The following is a 15,710-nucleotide window of genomic DNA, read 5'->3' as shown; positions in this document are numbered from 1 at the left end:
TCATGTTTAGTAATGTTAAATGTTAAACAAATAAAAAACCGAATGATTAGAAATATTCACTCCCTAATCATTCGGTTCTGTGGTTGTGTTAAATACTTATGTCCCAGCCTCTTTTTTCCTTTACTTTATGCCCGTATTCGCTTTAACCATCACTTCCGCGTATTTCTTTTCATCTCTTTTATTTGAAACGATCGTGCCAATATATGCTCCTATAAAGCCTGCTGGTATGGAGACAATCGCAGGATTTGTTAATGGGAATATAGGATCTCCTGTAAGGATCGCAGCGCCAGCTTCCGGACTTAAAACACTTGGACTAATGGCAACAAGTACTAACGCAGTGATTAACCCTGTGAGAACTCCCGTCATAGCACCTGCAGTATTAAATCGCTTCCAATAGATCGTAAAGATGATGACTGGCAGATTAGCGCTTGCAGCGACACAGAAGGCCAACGAAACAAGAAAGGCAACATTCATTTTTTGTGCAAATAGAGCCAGCAAAATAGATAAAACCGACACTGCTACAGACGCATACCTGGCAGCAACCATTTGCTCCTTCTCCGTGATCTTGCCCTTTTTAATAATTTGCCCGTAAATATCATGTGCAAAAGCCGAAGCACCTGAAAGAACAAGACCTGCAACAACGGCTAAAATGGTCGCAAATGCAACTGCTGCTACAAAACTCATAAGCAAATCACCGCCAAGAGCCTGTGCCAGCAGTGGTGCCGCCATATTTCCGGCTGAATTGGCTGCAATGATATCTGTTGAACCTACGAATGCAGCAGCTCCAAAACCCAAGAAAATGGTTAAAATATAGAAGATTCCAATTACCCAAGTAGCCGTAACAACAGAGCTTCTTGCTGTTCTTGCATCTTTTACGGTAAAAAATCTCATCAAGATATGAGGCAAGCCCGCCGTACCTAATACAAGCGCTGCCATCATTGAGATTGTGTCTAAGGAATTCGTATATTTAACTCCAGGATTCAGATAACTCTCTCCATGTTCTGTTAACGTTTTCATTTGATCAAACATAGAGAAAATATTGAAATTAAATTCTGCTAATACAAGAACTGAAATAATCACGGTACCAAGCATTAATAAAACTGCTTTAATGATCTGGACCCAGCTTGTCGCTGTCATTCCGCCGAAAAGCACATATGTTGTCATCATCACACCAACTAATAAAACAGCAATCCAATAATCTATGCCTAACAGTAATTGAATAAGTGCACCTGCGCCGACCAGTTGTGCGATCATATAAAAAATGACGATTGTAATCGTACTTAATGCTGCAACGCCTCTAACCTTTTTTTGATCAAAACGCGCATTAATCATGTCCGCAATTGTATATTTCCCTAAATTCCTCAACGGTTCTGCAACAATATATAACACAACTAGATAAGCAACCAAATAACCAATGGAATAAAAGAAACCGTCAAACCCAAACAAAGCAATAGCACCTGCAATTCCCAGAAACGAGGCCGCTGATAAATAATCACCGGCTATAGCGAGTCCGTTTTGCCAGCCTGTCAGACCGCCTCCTGCAGTATAAAACTCACTTGTTGTATTTGTCCTTTTGGCAGCCCAATAAGTAATCACTAATGTCACAGCAACGATAAAAACAAATAAGCTCAATCCAATAGTACTCATTCTGTTTGATCTCCCCTATCGGTATACTGATCAACAATTGCATCTGCATCCTGATCAAATTTAGCTGCTTTTCTTACATAAATCATACATAAAACCCAAGTCATTATAAATTGCGCAAAAGCGTAAACCCATGTCCATGTAATTGAGCCGATCGCTGGCTGATTCAGTATAGTCGTATAGGATGTTAAGATAGGCAAAGTGAAATAAAAAACTAAAAAGAAAATAGTTAATGGTGCGAGAAACCTTTTCTTTTGCTGAATAAGCTGCTTAAACTCTGTACTGTTTGCGATTTGTTCATAGTTAATAGTCTCTTCTGTCTTTTTCAGCTCTTTAGCCGTATTTTCCATTTATCTCTTCACTCCCTTATTCTGAAATATATAATTATTCTAAAAACTTTGACAGATGTTTACAATAGTACAGACTTCCTATTTTGTAAACGCTTTTCCAATTAACTTCTTCTGAATGCTTTTGTGCTTAACATTAAGGCTTTATGTGTAAGATCAATTTTATTTTATTGACAGATGGAAAATTGATGGTCATTGAAACAAAAGGAGAGAATAGGCATAAATATTTAACAAGACTAAAAAAACCGAATGATCAGAAAATGTTCTTTCTAATCATTCGGCTTATTATTATTTGTTATTTTAAATTATATCTCTTTAATGAGTGAAATGGAGCGGAGGACCCTCGACTCCTGTGGGCAATAGAGGAAAAGGTGAGACCCCGCAGGAGCTTTGCTCCGAGGAGGCTCAGCTTCCTCCCCACGGAAAGCGAGGGTCCGCAGCGCAATGTAACGGGCATGTTTAAATATCCAAACCATAATATTGAATATTCGTGTTTTAGAAATGTTAATTTAATTTTGTCTCATCTACCATCACAGGATGCCTTTACTATCTTATAAGTGATATAACTATCTATATTTAAATCGTTTTATCATGATGATTATGTCTATTATTTAAGAAATGAACAACAAATGTACATAAGAAGGCTAATATAATGATTGAAAAGAATACCATATGACTAATTTCAATTCCGAAAACGCTCAGAAGCATTTTGGCTGCTATAATTCCAATAAGAATAAATGCAGTATTTTCAAGTTCAGGGACTCTTTCAATTAAGTACAAAAATCCTTTTGCAACTGTTCTCATCATTAAAATGCCAAGCATACCGCCGATCAATAATATCCAAACCTCTTCAGAAACAGCAAAGGCAGCTAAAATACTATCAACAGAAAAAGCTAAATCTAATAATTCTACCGAAATGACGGTAGCCCAAAAAACGCCAAAGGTTTTGGTCAGCCAGCCTTTGTTCTTTTTCTCTGTAACTTCCTCTTCATTTTCTCCCAGCCAAAAGTGTTTCACAACAATCCACGCTAAATATGCTGCACCAAGCGCTTTAATCCACCAGAACTTAATAAGCAGCATCCCTAACCCGATAAATAAAAAACGAAAAAAATATGCACCGATAAGTCCATATGTTAATGCTTTCTTTTGCTGATCTTTAGGCAGCGGCCGAACCATTACAGCCAGGACAAGAGCGTTATCTGCAGATAAAAGGCCTTCAAGTACAACCAGTGTGCCAATGTACCCCCATGAAACAGGGTCACTTAAAACTTCTCCCCACATGTTCCAATCAAAAAACGAGGCATATGTGTCCAATAACTGCTGCAAAATCTCCATTACAAAGACTCCTTTTTTAAGTTAATTTGTCTACACTCTAGCTTTTTATAGCTATTAATGGGTTATTATACTCCTGTTTTTTTGAAATTGCATAATAAAAATTTTGTTTCTCTCCTTATGAGCATAAACCAATTCGCCTGACCTTTAATATAATGTATAAAATAAAAGTTTCTTATACAAAATAAGGAAAAATGCGAGGTGAATAGCAATGGGATTGTTTGGTTCCTTTCAAAATTGGAAAAACGCAAAATATGAAGATCACATGTCTAAAATGAAAGAAGAAAATAAATGCCCTGATTGCAATGGCCGAGGATTTCTTATTTTTCCAGCAAGCATGTATTTGTATAATAGTGAATCTCTAAATTGCCATGGCTGCAACGGAACTGGTTTATATGAAGAATGGGGACAATCTGGCGAAATATAATTAGTCAAAACTTTAATCACTATTGTAAAAACGAATATAATAGCATTCCTTTAGCTGCAACAAGTCCTTTACATTGCGCTGCGGACACTCGCATTCCGAGGGGTCTCCCCCTTTCCTCTATTTCACTATGAGCCGAGTGTCCTCCGCTTCATTTCAAATAAATATTAATCCCTCGTTTGGCTTTAATGTTAGGATAAATATCTTCTCAGCTTCTTTTATTGCAACTTCATATATAAAGCTGCACGGAAGTACTCTTACTTAGTTCAGCCAAGATCGTTGTTTGCTATTTCTATCAATACTACCTGTTACGTTAAGATATCACAGCATTCTATCTAGGCATGGCTTTGTCTGATCCCCATCTTAAGGCGCTTTTGAATCAGCAGCAACCTTCCCATCAGAGCAATTCCTGCAGCCAATAGCCCCGCAGTTAGGCCAATCCAATAACCTGTTGCCCCCATCTCTGTATAGTGGGATAAAAAATAACCAAGAGGAAGACAAACACCCCAATAAGCAATCAAGGTGATTACAAATGCTATATTTACATCTTTGTACCCTCGTAAAGCAGCCAGTGCGGTAACCTGCAGAGCATCTGAAACCTGGAAAAACAGCGCATAAATTAAAAAGCTTCCAGTTAATGAAATAACTGCTGGTTCATTCGAATAAAACCCTGCCACCTGTTCCCTGAACAGTACAACCAATAATCCCGTAAAAAGAGCAACGAGCATGGCCATGCTTATGCCCAGCCAGCTGTAAATTCTTGCATCATTATAGCGTTTGGCTCCCACTTCAAAGCCTACTAACACTGTCAGCGCCATTGATACACTAATTGGAATCATATATAAAAAGGAGACAATATTTAAGGCAGTTTGATAGGATGCTATAGTAGTAATACTGAATTTACTGATTAAGATCGTTACAGCGGCAAACATACTTGTTTCGAAAAAAGTCGATAATCCCATCGGCACACCTATTTTTAAAATTTCTGCACTTCCTTTTGGATCAAAACCGCGCAAATTGTTCATTATCTTAAACCGAGAAAACGGTTCTTGTTTGATTATGACAAGCAAAGTCATAGCAAGGATACACCAATAAGTAACCGCAGTTGCATACCCTCCTCCCGCTCCTCCGAGTTCCGGAAACCCAAATGCGCCAAAAATTAGCACATAGTTTAGTACTAAGTTGATTGGAAGTGCCATTAATAAAATCACCATAATGATTCTTGTTTTCCCTAAGGCATATATAAAGGAACGCAATACATTAAAGAGAAATAGTGGAAGGATGCCAAAACTAAGACCAATTAAGTAATGATAGGCAGTATGATGAACATGCTGCTCTAAACTCATAAAAAGCAATAACTCATCTAAAAATAAATATCCAGCTGACAGGACGATGATAGCAATCACAATGGCTAAATGTATCCCATTCTTAACAATAGAGGCAACATCTTCTGTTTTTTTCTCACCGAATTTTTGTGCAGCAAGCGGGCTGACAGCAATTAATATTCCGCTTAAACCTGTAAAGATTGGATTCCAGATAGACGTGCCGATCGCAACTCCTGCAAGATCACTTGAATGATACTTCCCTGACATGATCGTATTAAAAAATACCATCGAGAACATTCCAAGCTGAGTAATTAAGATTGGAAGTAAAAGAATGGTGATTTGCTTTATTTTTTCTAAAGTTGTATTCGTTTGATGCATAGTATACTCCTTACTTGTTGCTTATTTAGGAATCCGAAACACCCTTTATTATCTTATATTATATTCTTTTTTGGCAATAGCAGCAGAAACGTTTTTACACAGATTTATACCTTATCCTTAAAGAAAAACATCAATAGCCAATACGTTCTTATTGCGGGTTGAAATAAACTATCTTATGATAGTAATAATTTATAAATTATAAAGTTACGATAGACTGTTTTTTACTGAATCTTTATCGTTTTTTACATTTACTTATCCTTCTGATCCTTTTATCATTTTCAACTAACAGTCTGCCATTCAATAAAGGAGTTTATTTTTATGACATCTTATATAGATCAAAAAAACGGAGTCTTTCCATCTGTTTGCTCTCTTGATTGCCCTGATCAGTGCGGGCTTCTTATTCATAAGGAAGACGGAAAAATCACTAAAATCGAAGGAGACCCTAATCACCCTGTAACACAGGGAAGCATCTGCAATAAAGTAAGACATATGACAAGCAGGTTATACGATGAAAATCGCTTGCAATATCCGCTTAAGCGAATTGGAGATAAAGGTGAAGGCAAATTTGTGCGTATTTCATGGGAAGAAGCGATCGCAGAAATAACATCCCGCTGGAAAAAGCTAATCCAGGAACATGGTACTGAAAGTATTTTGCCGTATAGCTTTTATGGAAATATGGGTCTCATTACATCAGAAGGAATGGATCGGCGATTTTTCAATAAATTAGGCGCTTCTCAGCTTGACCGAAAAATCTGCCAATCTGCCGGTACAAAAGGGTATTCGTATACGATGGGGGGAAATATCGGCGTAGATCCCGAGGATACCATTCACTCTAAACTCATCATCTTCTGGGGAATAAATGCAGTCAGCACGAATATGCACCAGGTTATGCTTGCTCAGAAAGCGAGAAAAAATGGAGCTAAAATAGTTGTCATCGATGTGCATAAAAACCAGACTGGCAGGCTTGCGGATTGGTTTATTCCTATCAAGCCAGGTACCGACGGCATGCTTGCACTTGGTTTAATGCATATTCTCTTCAACAATAATCTAGTTGACGAAGCCTTTATGCAGGAACATACAGTTGGTCATAAAGAGCTGAGAGAGCATGTAAAATCATTTACTCCCGAACAAACAGCTGCGATTACCGGGGTATCAGTAGAAGATCTACATGAGCTGGCCACTATGTATGCTACTTCTCCTTCCGCTTTTATACGAATTGGAAACGGTCTTCAGCATCATGATAATGGAGGAATGGCGACTAGAGCCATTTCCTGTCTGCCTGCTGTCACCGGACATTGGGCAAAAAAGGGCGGAGGAGCCATCAAATCTAATTCCGGGTTCCTGGCTCACAATGAAGATCAGCTACAGCGACCGGACTTACTGGCAAACAAAGAAACCCGTGTCATTAATATGAACCAAATCGGTGATGCCCTGCTTCAAACCGAAGATCCTGTGCGATCCATGTTTGTATATAACAGCAATCCTGCTGTTGTGGCACCAAGTGCAAATAAGGTGCGACAAGGCCTGCTCCGTGATGATTTATTTTTAGTTGTTCATGATCTGTTTTTAACGGAAACAGCGAAGATGGCAGATATTGTTTTGCCCGCAACTTCGTCTTATGAGAACACTGATTTCTATGCATCCTATTGGCATCACTATGTCCAGCTGCAGCAGCCGGTTATTGAACCGTTTGGTGAAGCAAAATCAAATACTGAGGTTTTCAGGCTGCTGGCTGCCGAAATGGGAATCTCAGATGAGGCTTTTACAGTGACGGACGAAGAACTGATTCAAGCTTCTCTAGATAATGAACAAAACCCTTACACCAGCCATATAACATTAGGCGTTTTAAAAGAAAATCAATATATGAAGGCTGACATGAGCCATTCGTTATTAGAGAACCTGCCGACAGCCAGCGGCAAAATTGAGCTTTATTCAGAAACGATGATTCAAGACGGGTATGACCCATTGCCGATTTTTGTTCCTATTCAGCCTGATGGTGATTATGAGTTCATGTTTATTCCAGGACCAAATCATAATTTTTTGAACAGTACATTCTCAAACAATGATAAACATCAAAAGCTTGAAAAAGAGCCAAAAGTTCACTTAAATAGTGCCGATGCCAGCAGACTTTTTATTGATGATGGAGAAATGGTCAAAGTTTGGAATGACAGGGGAATATGTGAACTTAGAGCCGCAGTTGGAGATAATGTTCTTCCAGGTGTTGCTGTTACACAAGGATTATGGTCAGATCAAGATGGCAAAATTCAGCTCGTCAATGCATTAACGCCTGACCGTCTCTCCGATATAGGAGACGGAGCAACCTTTTTCTCTGGACGTGTAAATGTAAGTAAAATTAGTTGATTAAAATTCATATCTACTTGCATTGTACTCTAATATGCAAGTAGATTATTTTTTCTGAGATTTTTATTTCTTTTCGTTTTATGGTACTATTTACAGCAGAATAGGAAGTGATAAATATGATAAAAATTGAAATTCCAGAACCGAATCTAGTAATTACAAAAAAGCAGCCTGATCAATCATCGTCTGTTATCAGCAACGACTACGGATTTGTTGATTATCATAAAATTCCAAGAGATAAAGGCGGCCTTATTTTATTTTTGGATGCTCATGAAAAGTTAATGTTTGTAGGAAAGGCACGCAAATTAAGACAGCGTGTAAAAAAGCATTTTGAGGATAATGTTTCTCCTATTAAAAAGTATCGTGATGATGTCTATAAGATTGCCATTATCATTGTTGATGATGCAATGGAGCGTGAAATTTACGAAACCTATATTATCAATTCTTTAGAGGCTAAGTACAACATTGAAAAAGTATTTTATAAGTAAATAACCACTTATAAAAGTGCCTTGCATACACGTCATGCAAGGCACTTTCATTACTCTTCTTTTTTCTCTTTTCCTTTTTTAAACATATATGCTATATAAGCAATATAAAGTGGAGTTGCTATGTAAATTAAATATGGATACGTATTATAGGTCCCTTTATATAAAACAAACAGCAAGCATCCAAGAAAAATCGTAACAATTGTTCCATACTTCGGTAGCGGAATTTCTTTAAAGCTTGGAATACGGATACGGCTAACCATCAAAAAGCAAAGTGCTGTGAAAACAACTGTTGTTACAATATTAGGAAGGTGATGGCCAAACAAGGTAAGGATGGCAAGAATCCCGCCAGCTGCTGTGATTGGCACACCAATAAAGTAGTGCATACTTGCTTTACTCGTACTAATATTGAATCGGGCAAGCCTGAATGCACCAAATAAAGGGAATAACCCTGAAATCGCCATGCCAAGCATTCCAAATTGAGAGAAATATGTATAATAAACTAAAAATGAAGGTGCTACCCCAAATGTCACGATATCTGCAAGAGAGTCCAGCTCTTTGCCTAAAGTACTATCTGCTTTTAACATACGGGCAGCACGACCATCCATACTATCAAGCATCATTCCAATAATAATTAAAATCGCGGCATTGTTGTATTGTCCATATGCTGCAAATCCGATCGATAAAAATCCGCAATATAAATTCCCGAGTGTCATCATATTCGGGATCATTTTAATAAATCTCACTCTGTATCAACGAACTCCCTTCAAGTACATATAAATGCAATACCCTATATTATTTACAAAAAATTTCTTTTTCACTCAGCAACTTTTTCCTGCAATTATTATACCATTTTTATCGTAATAATTTTACTGACATCGTTCTTTCTTTGAAAATGTTCATTGAATACAAATAGGTAAAACAGATCCAGGTACATTTACCCTTCTTATTCTCATAAAGGATAGATTAAATGTTTATATATACCTATTCAGAATATATACATGCAACCATACCTGATTATTCGTCTTACTGCCTTGCCAGGCAGCAGTTATCTAAATTAATTTTTTGTAAAATTTTAAAAAAAATGAAACAAATCATGTACTTCAATCGTCTTACATACAATAGTACTTCTATATCAAATAAGTCTCTAGTCTTAGTTGAGTTTAAATCTCCGGTTCCTTTTATACAAATTGTATGACTGTTAGACTGTTCGTATCAGGTAAGAATATTATATTCGTTTTTATACGATTAATCATCTTTTTACATAATCATTTTATCTATATTAGTAGCAAGCTGGAAAAAAGACAGAAGATTAACTGCCTATAAAGGAGATATTCTCATGGAACGTAAAATCTATTTGATTTTAACAGATACTGGAACTTTATTTACTAGATTAATAAAAATGTATACACGAAAACCGTATAATCATGCTTCTCTTTCCTTTGACCCACAATTTTTGCAAGTCTACAGTTTTGGGAGAAAAAGACAAAGAAACCCTTTTATCGGGGGATTCGTTAAGGAAAGTGTCTATAAAGGATTATTGCAAAACGCATCATGTGCGATTTATTCATGCCATGTTACTGAGGATCAATACCAAAAAATGCAGGAATTTATCACTACTATCGAGTTGGAAAAGCATCGATATCGTTATAATTTGTTAGGAGTTTTCGCCTTGCCCTTCCATAAAAAAATTAACAGAACTCATGCTTTTTTCTGTTCACAGTTTGTGTCAACCGTTCTCTCAGAGGGGAATGTGGTCGATCTTCAAAAACCAGCATGTTTTGTAACCCCCCATGATTTACAAAATAGTAACCCGTTTCAGCTCGTTTTCCAAGGGAAAATGTCAGATTTTATAAACCTTTCTGAACATCATTACCGTGTTGAACAGGAAGATGAACATGATTGGTTCGGAATATTATGGAGAAAAATTTGGAGTATTTAATTTTTCTCCATTTCCCTATGCCTTACATATCAATTCTATATATATGATCCAAGTTTCTTTTCATGCACTATTACCTCTTAAAGCAATTCATTTATTTAGTCACCTTAAAAACGCGATAACCTAACACATCGGCAAACTGCAGGGTAAGCTCTTGATGGATCGCCATTATCCTCTCCAATTCTTCATTTAAAGTGATATTAGGAGGACTCATGTCTTCCTCTGCGGGAATGTACGTTTCGAGCTCCTGCAAAATGGTCTTCCCCTCTATCATTTCTACTGTATTGAAACCGGCCTCTATAAAAGCTTCTTTCCAATCACTTTCGGTTAATAAGCTGTTCATCCCGTAAAACTGTGTTAGTTCTTCTGTTTCTATATCTAATAGTTCGTCTTCGACTGTCATTTCGTTTAGCAATAACACACCATCAGATTTTAATACGCGTGCATATTCTGATAAGGTTTGCTTCACATTTGTAAAGGCCGTAACAGATTCTGCCAAGATAAAGTCAAAGACTTCACAATCATATGGCATATTCTCCACATTTCCCCGTTCAAGCTCAATTGAAACCGAATGAAGATGAAAGCTTTGCTGTGCTAGTTCCGCCATTTGTTTATTATGTTCTAATGCAAATACTTGGCAATGATATTTGCTAGCCAAATACACTGTGGTTTCTCCAATCCCACAGCCAGCGTCAAGCACTTTTGCAGATGTTGAAATCGGCAAGCTATTTAATAGTTTTTCAGTAAGCCTCCTGCCTCCTGGATGGGCATGACCAACCTTAAAAGCGGCTAGCATATCATGATACGAGTAGGTCACCTGTCCACTTCCCTTCTTAGTTAGTAATCTGCTGTATTGTATGAATACAGAAGGTTTTTGACTATAAGTTTAAAGCCTAAAAAAACTTCCGCTCTTGCACCCTGTCAACAACCTAACCATTTTTTCAGTTTGGACATAACCTAATCTTGTAATGGAAAAATGAGCGTGGAGGTGTATTTATGGGTCATTATGACACATGCAGAAGAGGAATTGGAAGACCTGTGCAAATCAGAATGAGTGATGGTGCCGTTCATCGCGGCATAATTGACCGAGTTTCTCCCAATCGAGTATTCCTTAGACCTTTAGGCGGCCGTAATTATGGCGGCTTCGGCTACGGCTGGGGCTGGGGTGGTTTCGGATCTGGACTGGCTCTTGGAGCAATTGCTGCAATCGCATTCCTTCCGTTTTTCTGGTAAAATTTATCGTTATCTTTTAATCTTATTCATAGCAAAAACGCAGGAATATCCTCTTGTGGGATTTCCTGCGTTAGTAGTCAAAATCACTATTGATTTTCTTATGAATGTTTATGAAGCTGTATCCTGTTCAGCGATCAATTCCTTTAATTGTTTACGCATCCGATAAAGCTTTGTTTTAACTGTATTCGGGTTCATTTCTAATATCTCTGCTATTTCTCTTTCTTTTAGTCCATCTTTAATTTTCAGAAGAAACAATTGCTTTTGCTCAGGTGAGAGTGTATTAAGATACTGATAAATTTTTGCTTGTAATTCGTTGGCTTCAGCTTCTTTTTCAACATTCTGCGTCATGACTGCATATACTTTATCTAATTCTGTATACCCGTCAACTTTTTCTCGTGTCTTCTTTTCTTTCCGCAAAAAGTCAATGGCCGTTCTCGTCGTTATAGAAGCGAGCCATGCACCAAGCTTGCTGCGGTCGGCAACAGACTCCAAATGATGATAAGCTTTAATTAGCGCCTCCTGAACAACATCCTGAGCAAGATAATAGTCTCTAGTGACACCGTAGGCAATTTGAAACATTCTCTTTTGATGCATTTCACAAATTTCCCTCATTTCAAGCTGCTTTGACATTCTGCTGCCTCCCCTCTATCTTTCACTTTCATTTGTTTTCGAAGTAATGAACAACGCTTGCTGGTGCATCCTTGCCTGATAATTCTTTGACATCATACTCACCTTCAGAATATACATAACAAATGATATAGTCATTTTGAGGGGAATAAGAAGCATTGTCTAAAAGTGTTTCAATATCCTCTTTATTTTTCAACTTTAGTACATGGTCATGCTGACTCATTTCTTCAAAAATCTCTTGATAACTATAGCTGTATCTCAATTCATCTGAAATCATTTCTTTTTTCAGAACATAAACATATTGAATATCACTGACCATAATTCTGGACTGTTCGAGCAAGCCTTGCTTTTGCAGCCAGTCATGAAAATGCTGATCATAACTCTGCCATGACATATAAATGGCATTGTCACTATTTTTCATCTGCACTTCAAGATAAGCAAGAGGTTCTTTATTTGAAGTCATATTTTCATAACTTGCCGATTCAATATCCCTTTTAAGTGCTGCGATCGCTTCTTGCATTTCTTTTTTATCATCAATAATTGTTCTTTTTGACAGTGTTCCATTTGCAGTTATTATAAGCTCACTTATATGTTCAGGATCTACATGAAAAATCGTATTTGTCGTCGTTTTATACTCCTGCGATTCTTCTATTTTCTTAAAATAGGCTTCATATTGCTCTAAATCAACTTGATAGCTCCGAACAACCTTTTCTCCACTTTTCAATAAATAGGTCATAAATACTGTAGGTTCATTCCCAATACCGGTATATTCATTTTTCTCTAAAATGCTTTCATGGAGCTCCCGAACAGCTGATATATTATCTGCTTGCTTTAAGAAAACTGGGATTTCATTTGCAATGGAATCTTGATAAAAAAAGTAGCTCTCACTTAAGTGGACACCTTGTATTTCTTCTATTTGAGGGATCTTTTTCTCAAATTGAGTAAGGTCCAGCTTAAATAAAATAGCTGCAGCCACCATGATGATCGTAAAGATTGCAAGACCTTTGACATGAAAAGTAATTCGCCAGGATTTCTGAAGCACCATCTCTGCAATTAAATATCCGACAATAGCTCCTAGTATATATCCAGCTACCAACCATGAGGTCATTTCCTGTATTTCACCAAAATATAAGCCGCTTAGCAGCATCATGCAAAAGGTTACGCCGTATTTGAAAACTGGTTTTAAAAAAGGAAAAACCAATGCATGAGAAACAGCTTCAATAGGTCTATGTTTATAAGAATATAATGCTAAAACATATAAACAAACTGCTGCTAAACAATATAGAATTAACTCAAATGGATTAACTTCTATATAGCTTATCTGCGAAAAAAGAACAAGAGGTGAAAAGCTTTCCAGCTTGGTATCTAATATATAATCTGCCGAAAAACCAGTAAGGAAATAAGATAGATTTATCGTTATTAACATAAGCATGCCCAAAGGCAATAATAGCCCAATATATGTTAATGCTCCCTGTACAGCCGATATACCAGAAATGGTTCCAATAAAGACACCCATTAAAAAAAACAAAATATGAAATAAAAGCATAATCAAAAACCAAGTCATAACATCCGTAAAGGAGAATAGCTCATCCAGTCTAAATGGTTGATATATCACTAAAATGATCAATGTTATTAGCACTAACGGCAATGTTAAGTACAAAATACCAGTTAACGTATATTGATGAAAAAGTGATTTCCTCGTAATTGGCAAACTGTGTATATAATCACTATACTGCCGGACATGCAGAAATCGGAATAAAAAGATGGCCATAAGCACAGGAATTCCCATTGTAAAAACAATTTGTACACCTAATTGCAAAGAAAATAAATTGTCTATAAAAAGATATTGGCGTTCCTCTTCTGTTAGCGCCAATAATTGCAGCGGAAGAGCAAAAAACAATCCCGCAAACTGCAGAATGGAAATCCAACCAACACTTCTAAATATCAGTTTTTGAAGTTCTTTATTAATCAAGGATGTTTTGTACTGCATAACCAGCATCCTCCATTTCATAAAGAAATATTTCTTCCAGTGTCAATGGCAAAATATCAAAAATAACTGGATGGTACGCTTGAACTGCATGTACAAGCTCATTTTCTATCCCTTTTACAATACAAATGAGAATGCTTCCGCGCTTTTCCTGATGAACGATATTTAGAGACGAGATTAATTGATTTGGTATATTTTCTTTGAAAGCCAATTGAATTTTATGAGTATCTGATTTTAGATCATCCAAATCTCTTTCCAAAATCATTTTTCCTTTGTGCAGAATCCCAACATGATCACATATATCTTCAACTTCCTTTAGATTGTGAGATGAGATCAATACACTTAATTCTCTGTCCGCAACATCTTCAAAAATAAGACTTTTTACTTTTTTCCTCATCACTGGATCAAGCCCATCCATTGGCTCATCTAAGATCAAGACACTCGGCTGAGCAGATAAAGCCAATACAAATGCAGCTTGGCGCTGAATTCCCTTTGAAAACTTATGGATCTTTTTTGTAATGTCCAACTGAAAGTCTGCCGCAAGCTGCATGAATTTTTCTTGAGACCAGTTTGGATAAAAAGAGCGATAAACCTTCCCCATTTGTTTTAATGTATATTGCGGTATAAAAAATGGTGTGTCCTGTATGATAATCATTTCCTGTTTTAAAGAAGGATTTTCAAACACGGCTCTTCCATCTATTAATATGGTACCTTCGTTTTGTTCATATATGCCTGCGATCATTTTTAATAGAGTTGTTTTACCTGCACCGTTCGAACCGAGAAGCCCGTAGATTGATCCTTTATTGACATGAATGCTTACATTTTCAATTGCTTCAATTTCTTGAAATTCTTTCCGGACATTACTTATTTTAATCATCTTCGAGCCCCCCTTTGGACGCGATTTCGATATTGTGAATCATGTTTATTAAATCAACAGCACTCATTCCTAAATAAAGTGCCTCAGACATAAGTTTATTTAAGTCATTCTTTACTTTTTCCAGCTTTTCAGATTGTATATGTAAGCTTGGAGGGCTGACAAAGCTGCCTCTTCCTTTTATAGAGTAAATATAACCTTGTGTCTCCAGCTCTCGATAAGCTTTTTGAATGGTGTTAGGATTGATGGTTAACTGCTGAGCGAGTGTGCGTACGGAAGGAAGCTGCTCGTCAGTTTTTAATATCTCAGATATAATCAGCTCCTTCAGCCGCTCAACTAATTGTTCATATATTGGTTTACGGCTTCTCACATCAAGCTCAAACATATGTACCCTCCCAACTGTATGTAGTGTACTACGAAACATAATACAGTTAATACAGATTGATTATATTATAATATCCTGCTAATGGAAAGAGAATTTTTCAAAATTTTTCTGTGTGTTGTCTGTACAGCTACTATTTAAAAAATTCGCACATTAGCAAGCCTGCAAGGCGATGAACTAGGATTAGTTACACTGATCCATTCAGCATGACTGTTTTCTAAGCACAAAAAAGACCTGATCCATTCGTCAGATATAAATGAAAATATCTGCTATGAATCAGGTTTCCTATAGGTCAAAATACTGTTATCCACTTTTTCACCGAAAATAGGATTAGATATCTATGAAACGGGTATTTTAGTAATAGAAAAACCCGAC

General features: G+C 36.9%; 15 protein-coding genes. 5 read left to right on the top strand and 10 right to left on the bottom strand.

The annotated features are described in order from the left end of the window. Positions 1 to 120 precede the first annotated feature (120 nt). The 3 genes from B7E07_RS10750 to B7E07_RS10740 form a co-directional block, all read right to left on the bottom strand. A complete protein-coding gene (locus B7E07_RS10750) occupies positions 121 to 1,647 on the bottom strand; it encodes a solute symporter family protein (RefSeq protein WP_080845869.1) in 1,527 nt (508 codons plus the stop codon). Continuing rightward, positions 1,644 to 1,994 (bottom strand): DUF485 domain-containing protein, encoded by a 351-nt coding sequence (locus B7E07_RS10745; protein WP_080845868.1) that lies wholly within the window; start codon positions 1,992 to 1,994, stop codon positions 1,644 to 1,646. Before B7E07_RS10745 ends, B7E07_RS10750 begins: the two co-directional genes overlap by 4 nt. Before the next feature lie 573 nt (positions 1,995 to 2,567). Beyond that, a complete protein-coding gene (locus B7E07_RS10740; RefSeq protein ID WP_080845867.1) occupies positions 2,568 to 3,326 on the bottom strand; it encodes a TerC family protein in 759 nt (252 codons plus the stop codon). Positions 3,327 to 3,534: 208 nt separating this feature from the next. Here B7E07_RS10740 and B7E07_RS10735 point away from each other — a divergent pair, with 208 nt between their 5' ends. Continuing rightward, the gene (locus B7E07_RS10735; protein ID WP_080845866.1) at positions 3,535 to 3,750 is read left to right on the top strand and encodes a methionine aminopeptidase; all 216 of its coding nucleotides are present in this window, start codon (positions 3,535 to 3,537) and stop codon (positions 3,748 to 3,750) included. Positions 3,751 to 4,082: 332 nt separating this feature from the next. Here B7E07_RS10735 and B7E07_RS10730 read toward each other — a convergent pair whose 3' ends face one another. Then, positions 4,083 to 5,450: an MATE family efflux transporter gene (locus B7E07_RS10730; RefSeq protein WP_080845865.1), complete on the bottom strand. Its 1,368-nt coding sequence runs from the start codon at positions 5,448 to 5,450 to the stop codon at positions 4,083 to 4,085. Positions 5,451 to 5,768: 318 nt separating this feature from the next. Here B7E07_RS10730 and B7E07_RS10725 point away from each other — a divergent pair, with 318 nt between their 5' ends. Together B7E07_RS10725 and B7E07_RS10720 are read left to right on the top strand one after the other, a co-directional pair. Then, positions 5,769 to 7,811, top strand: coding sequence for a molybdopterin oxidoreductase family protein (locus B7E07_RS10725; protein WP_080845864.1), 2,043 nt, complete (start codon positions 5,769 to 5,771; stop codon positions 7,809 to 7,811). 116 nt (positions 7,812 to 7,927) lie between these two features. Next, entirely contained in the window at positions 7,928 to 8,296 is a 369-nt protein-coding gene (locus B7E07_RS10720; RefSeq protein WP_080845863.1) for a nucleotide excision repair endonuclease, read from the top strand. Positions 8,297 to 8,346: 50 nt separating this feature from the next. Here B7E07_RS10720 and pssA read toward each other — a convergent pair whose 3' ends face one another. Next, entirely contained in the window at positions 8,347 to 9,039 is a 693-nt protein-coding gene (gene pssA / locus B7E07_RS10715) for a CDP-diacylglycerol--serine O-phosphatidyltransferase (protein ID WP_080845862.1), read from the bottom strand. A 593-nt stretch (positions 9,040 to 9,632) separates the two neighbouring features. Here pssA and B7E07_RS10710 point away from each other — a divergent pair. Further along, on the top strand, positions 9,633 to 10,235 hold the full coding sequence (locus B7E07_RS10710) for a hypothetical protein (protein ID WP_080845861.1): 603 nt from the start codon (positions 9,633 to 9,635) through the stop codon (positions 10,233 to 10,235). Positions 10,236 to 10,326: 91 nt separating this feature from the next. On the opposite strand, the gene B7E07_RS10705 is transcribed toward B7E07_RS10710, so the two are convergent. Beyond that, complete coding sequence (locus tag B7E07_RS10705) at positions 10,327 to 11,049, bottom strand: class I SAM-dependent methyltransferase (RefSeq protein ID WP_080845860.1); 723 nt, start codon at positions 11,047 to 11,049, stop codon at positions 10,327 to 10,329. Between the two features lie 179 nt (positions 11,050 to 11,228). Between B7E07_RS10705 and B7E07_RS10700 the strand changes: the two genes are divergently transcribed. Beyond that, positions 11,229 to 11,465, top strand: a complete 237-nt coding sequence (locus B7E07_RS10700; RefSeq protein WP_080845859.1) for a hypothetical protein — start codon at positions 11,229 to 11,231, stop codon at positions 11,463 to 11,465. Positions 11,466 to 11,573: 108 nt separating this feature from the next. Here B7E07_RS10700 and B7E07_RS10695 read toward each other — a convergent pair whose 3' ends face one another. From B7E07_RS10695 to B7E07_RS10680, 4 genes are read right to left on the bottom strand one after another with little or no spacing between them, the layout of a single operon-like run. Continuing rightward, positions 11,574 to 12,095, bottom strand: coding sequence for an RNA polymerase sigma factor (locus B7E07_RS10695; RefSeq protein WP_080845858.1), 522 nt, complete (start codon positions 12,093 to 12,095; stop codon positions 11,574 to 11,576). 28 nt (positions 12,096 to 12,123) lie between these two features. Then, entirely contained in the window at positions 12,124 to 14,082 is a 1,959-nt protein-coding gene (locus tag B7E07_RS10690; protein ID WP_080845857.1) for a DUF6449 domain-containing protein, read from the bottom strand. Beyond that, positions 14,057 to 14,956 (bottom strand): ABC transporter ATP-binding protein, encoded by a 900-nt coding sequence (locus B7E07_RS10685; RefSeq protein WP_080845856.1) that lies wholly within the window; start codon positions 14,954 to 14,956, stop codon positions 14,057 to 14,059. The genes B7E07_RS10690 and B7E07_RS10685 overlap by 26 nt, the downstream gene beginning before the upstream one ends. Further along, a complete protein-coding gene (locus tag B7E07_RS10680) occupies positions 14,949 to 15,338 on the bottom strand; it encodes a GntR family transcriptional regulator (protein ID WP_080845855.1) in 390 nt (129 codons plus the stop codon). Before B7E07_RS10680 ends, B7E07_RS10685 begins: the two co-directional genes overlap by 8 nt. Positions 15,339 to 15,710 lie beyond the last annotated feature (372 nt).

Origin of the sequence: Cytobacillus gottheilii (assembly GCF_900166665.1) — a bacterium.
GTDB classification, from domain to species: Bacteria; Bacillota; Bacilli; order Bacillales; family Cytobacillaceae; genus Cytobacillus; species Cytobacillus gottheilii_A.
Note: the sequence above shows the minus strand (reverse complement) of the source record. Positions and strands in the feature narration are given on the sequence as shown.

Excerpts from the sequence above, each read along its gene's own strand:
- B7E07_RS10750 (WP_080845869.1), bottom strand. The coding sequence starts at position 1,647 with ATGAGTACTATTGGATTGAGCTTATTTGTTTTTATCGTTGCTGTGACA.
- B7E07_RS10745 (WP_080845868.1), bottom strand. The coding sequence starts at position 1,994 with ATGGAAAATACGGCTAAAGAGCTGAAAAAGACAGAAGAGACTATTAAC.
- B7E07_RS10740 (WP_080845867.1), bottom strand. The coding sequence starts at position 3,326 with ATGGAGATTTTGCAGCAGTTATTGGACACATATGCCTCGTTTTTTGAT.
- B7E07_RS10735 (WP_080845866.1), top strand. The coding sequence starts at position 3,535 with ATGGGATTGTTTGGTTCCTTTCAAAATTGGAAAAACGCAAAATATGAA.
- B7E07_RS10730 (WP_080845865.1), bottom strand. The coding sequence starts at position 5,450 with ATGCATCAAACGAATACAACTTTAGAAAAAATAAAGCAAATCACCATT.
- B7E07_RS10725 (WP_080845864.1), top strand. The coding sequence starts at position 5,769 with ATGACATCTTATATAGATCAAAAAAACGGAGTCTTTCCATCTGTTTGC.
- B7E07_RS10720 (WP_080845863.1), top strand. The coding sequence starts at position 7,928 with ATGATAAAAATTGAAATTCCAGAACCGAATCTAGTAATTACAAAAAAG.
- B7E07_RS10710 (WP_080845861.1), top strand. The coding sequence starts at position 9,633 with ATGGAACGTAAAATCTATTTGATTTTAACAGATACTGGAACTTTATTT.
- B7E07_RS10700 (WP_080845859.1), top strand. The coding sequence starts at position 11,229 with ATGGGTCATTATGACACATGCAGAAGAGGAATTGGAAGACCTGTGCAA.
- B7E07_RS10695 (WP_080845858.1), bottom strand. The coding sequence starts at position 12,095 with ATGTCAAAGCAGCTTGAAATGAGGGAAATTTGTGAAATGCATCAAAAG.
- B7E07_RS10690 (WP_080845857.1), bottom strand. The coding sequence starts at position 14,082 with ATGCAGTACAAAACATCCTTGATTAATAAAGAACTTCAAAAACTGATA.
- B7E07_RS10685 (WP_080845856.1), bottom strand. The coding sequence starts at position 14,956 with ATGATTAAAATAAGTAATGTCCGGAAAGAATTTCAAGAAATTGAAGCA.
- B7E07_RS10680 (WP_080845855.1), bottom strand. The coding sequence starts at position 15,338 with ATGTTTGAGCTTGATGTGAGAAGCCGTAAACCAATATATGAACAATTA.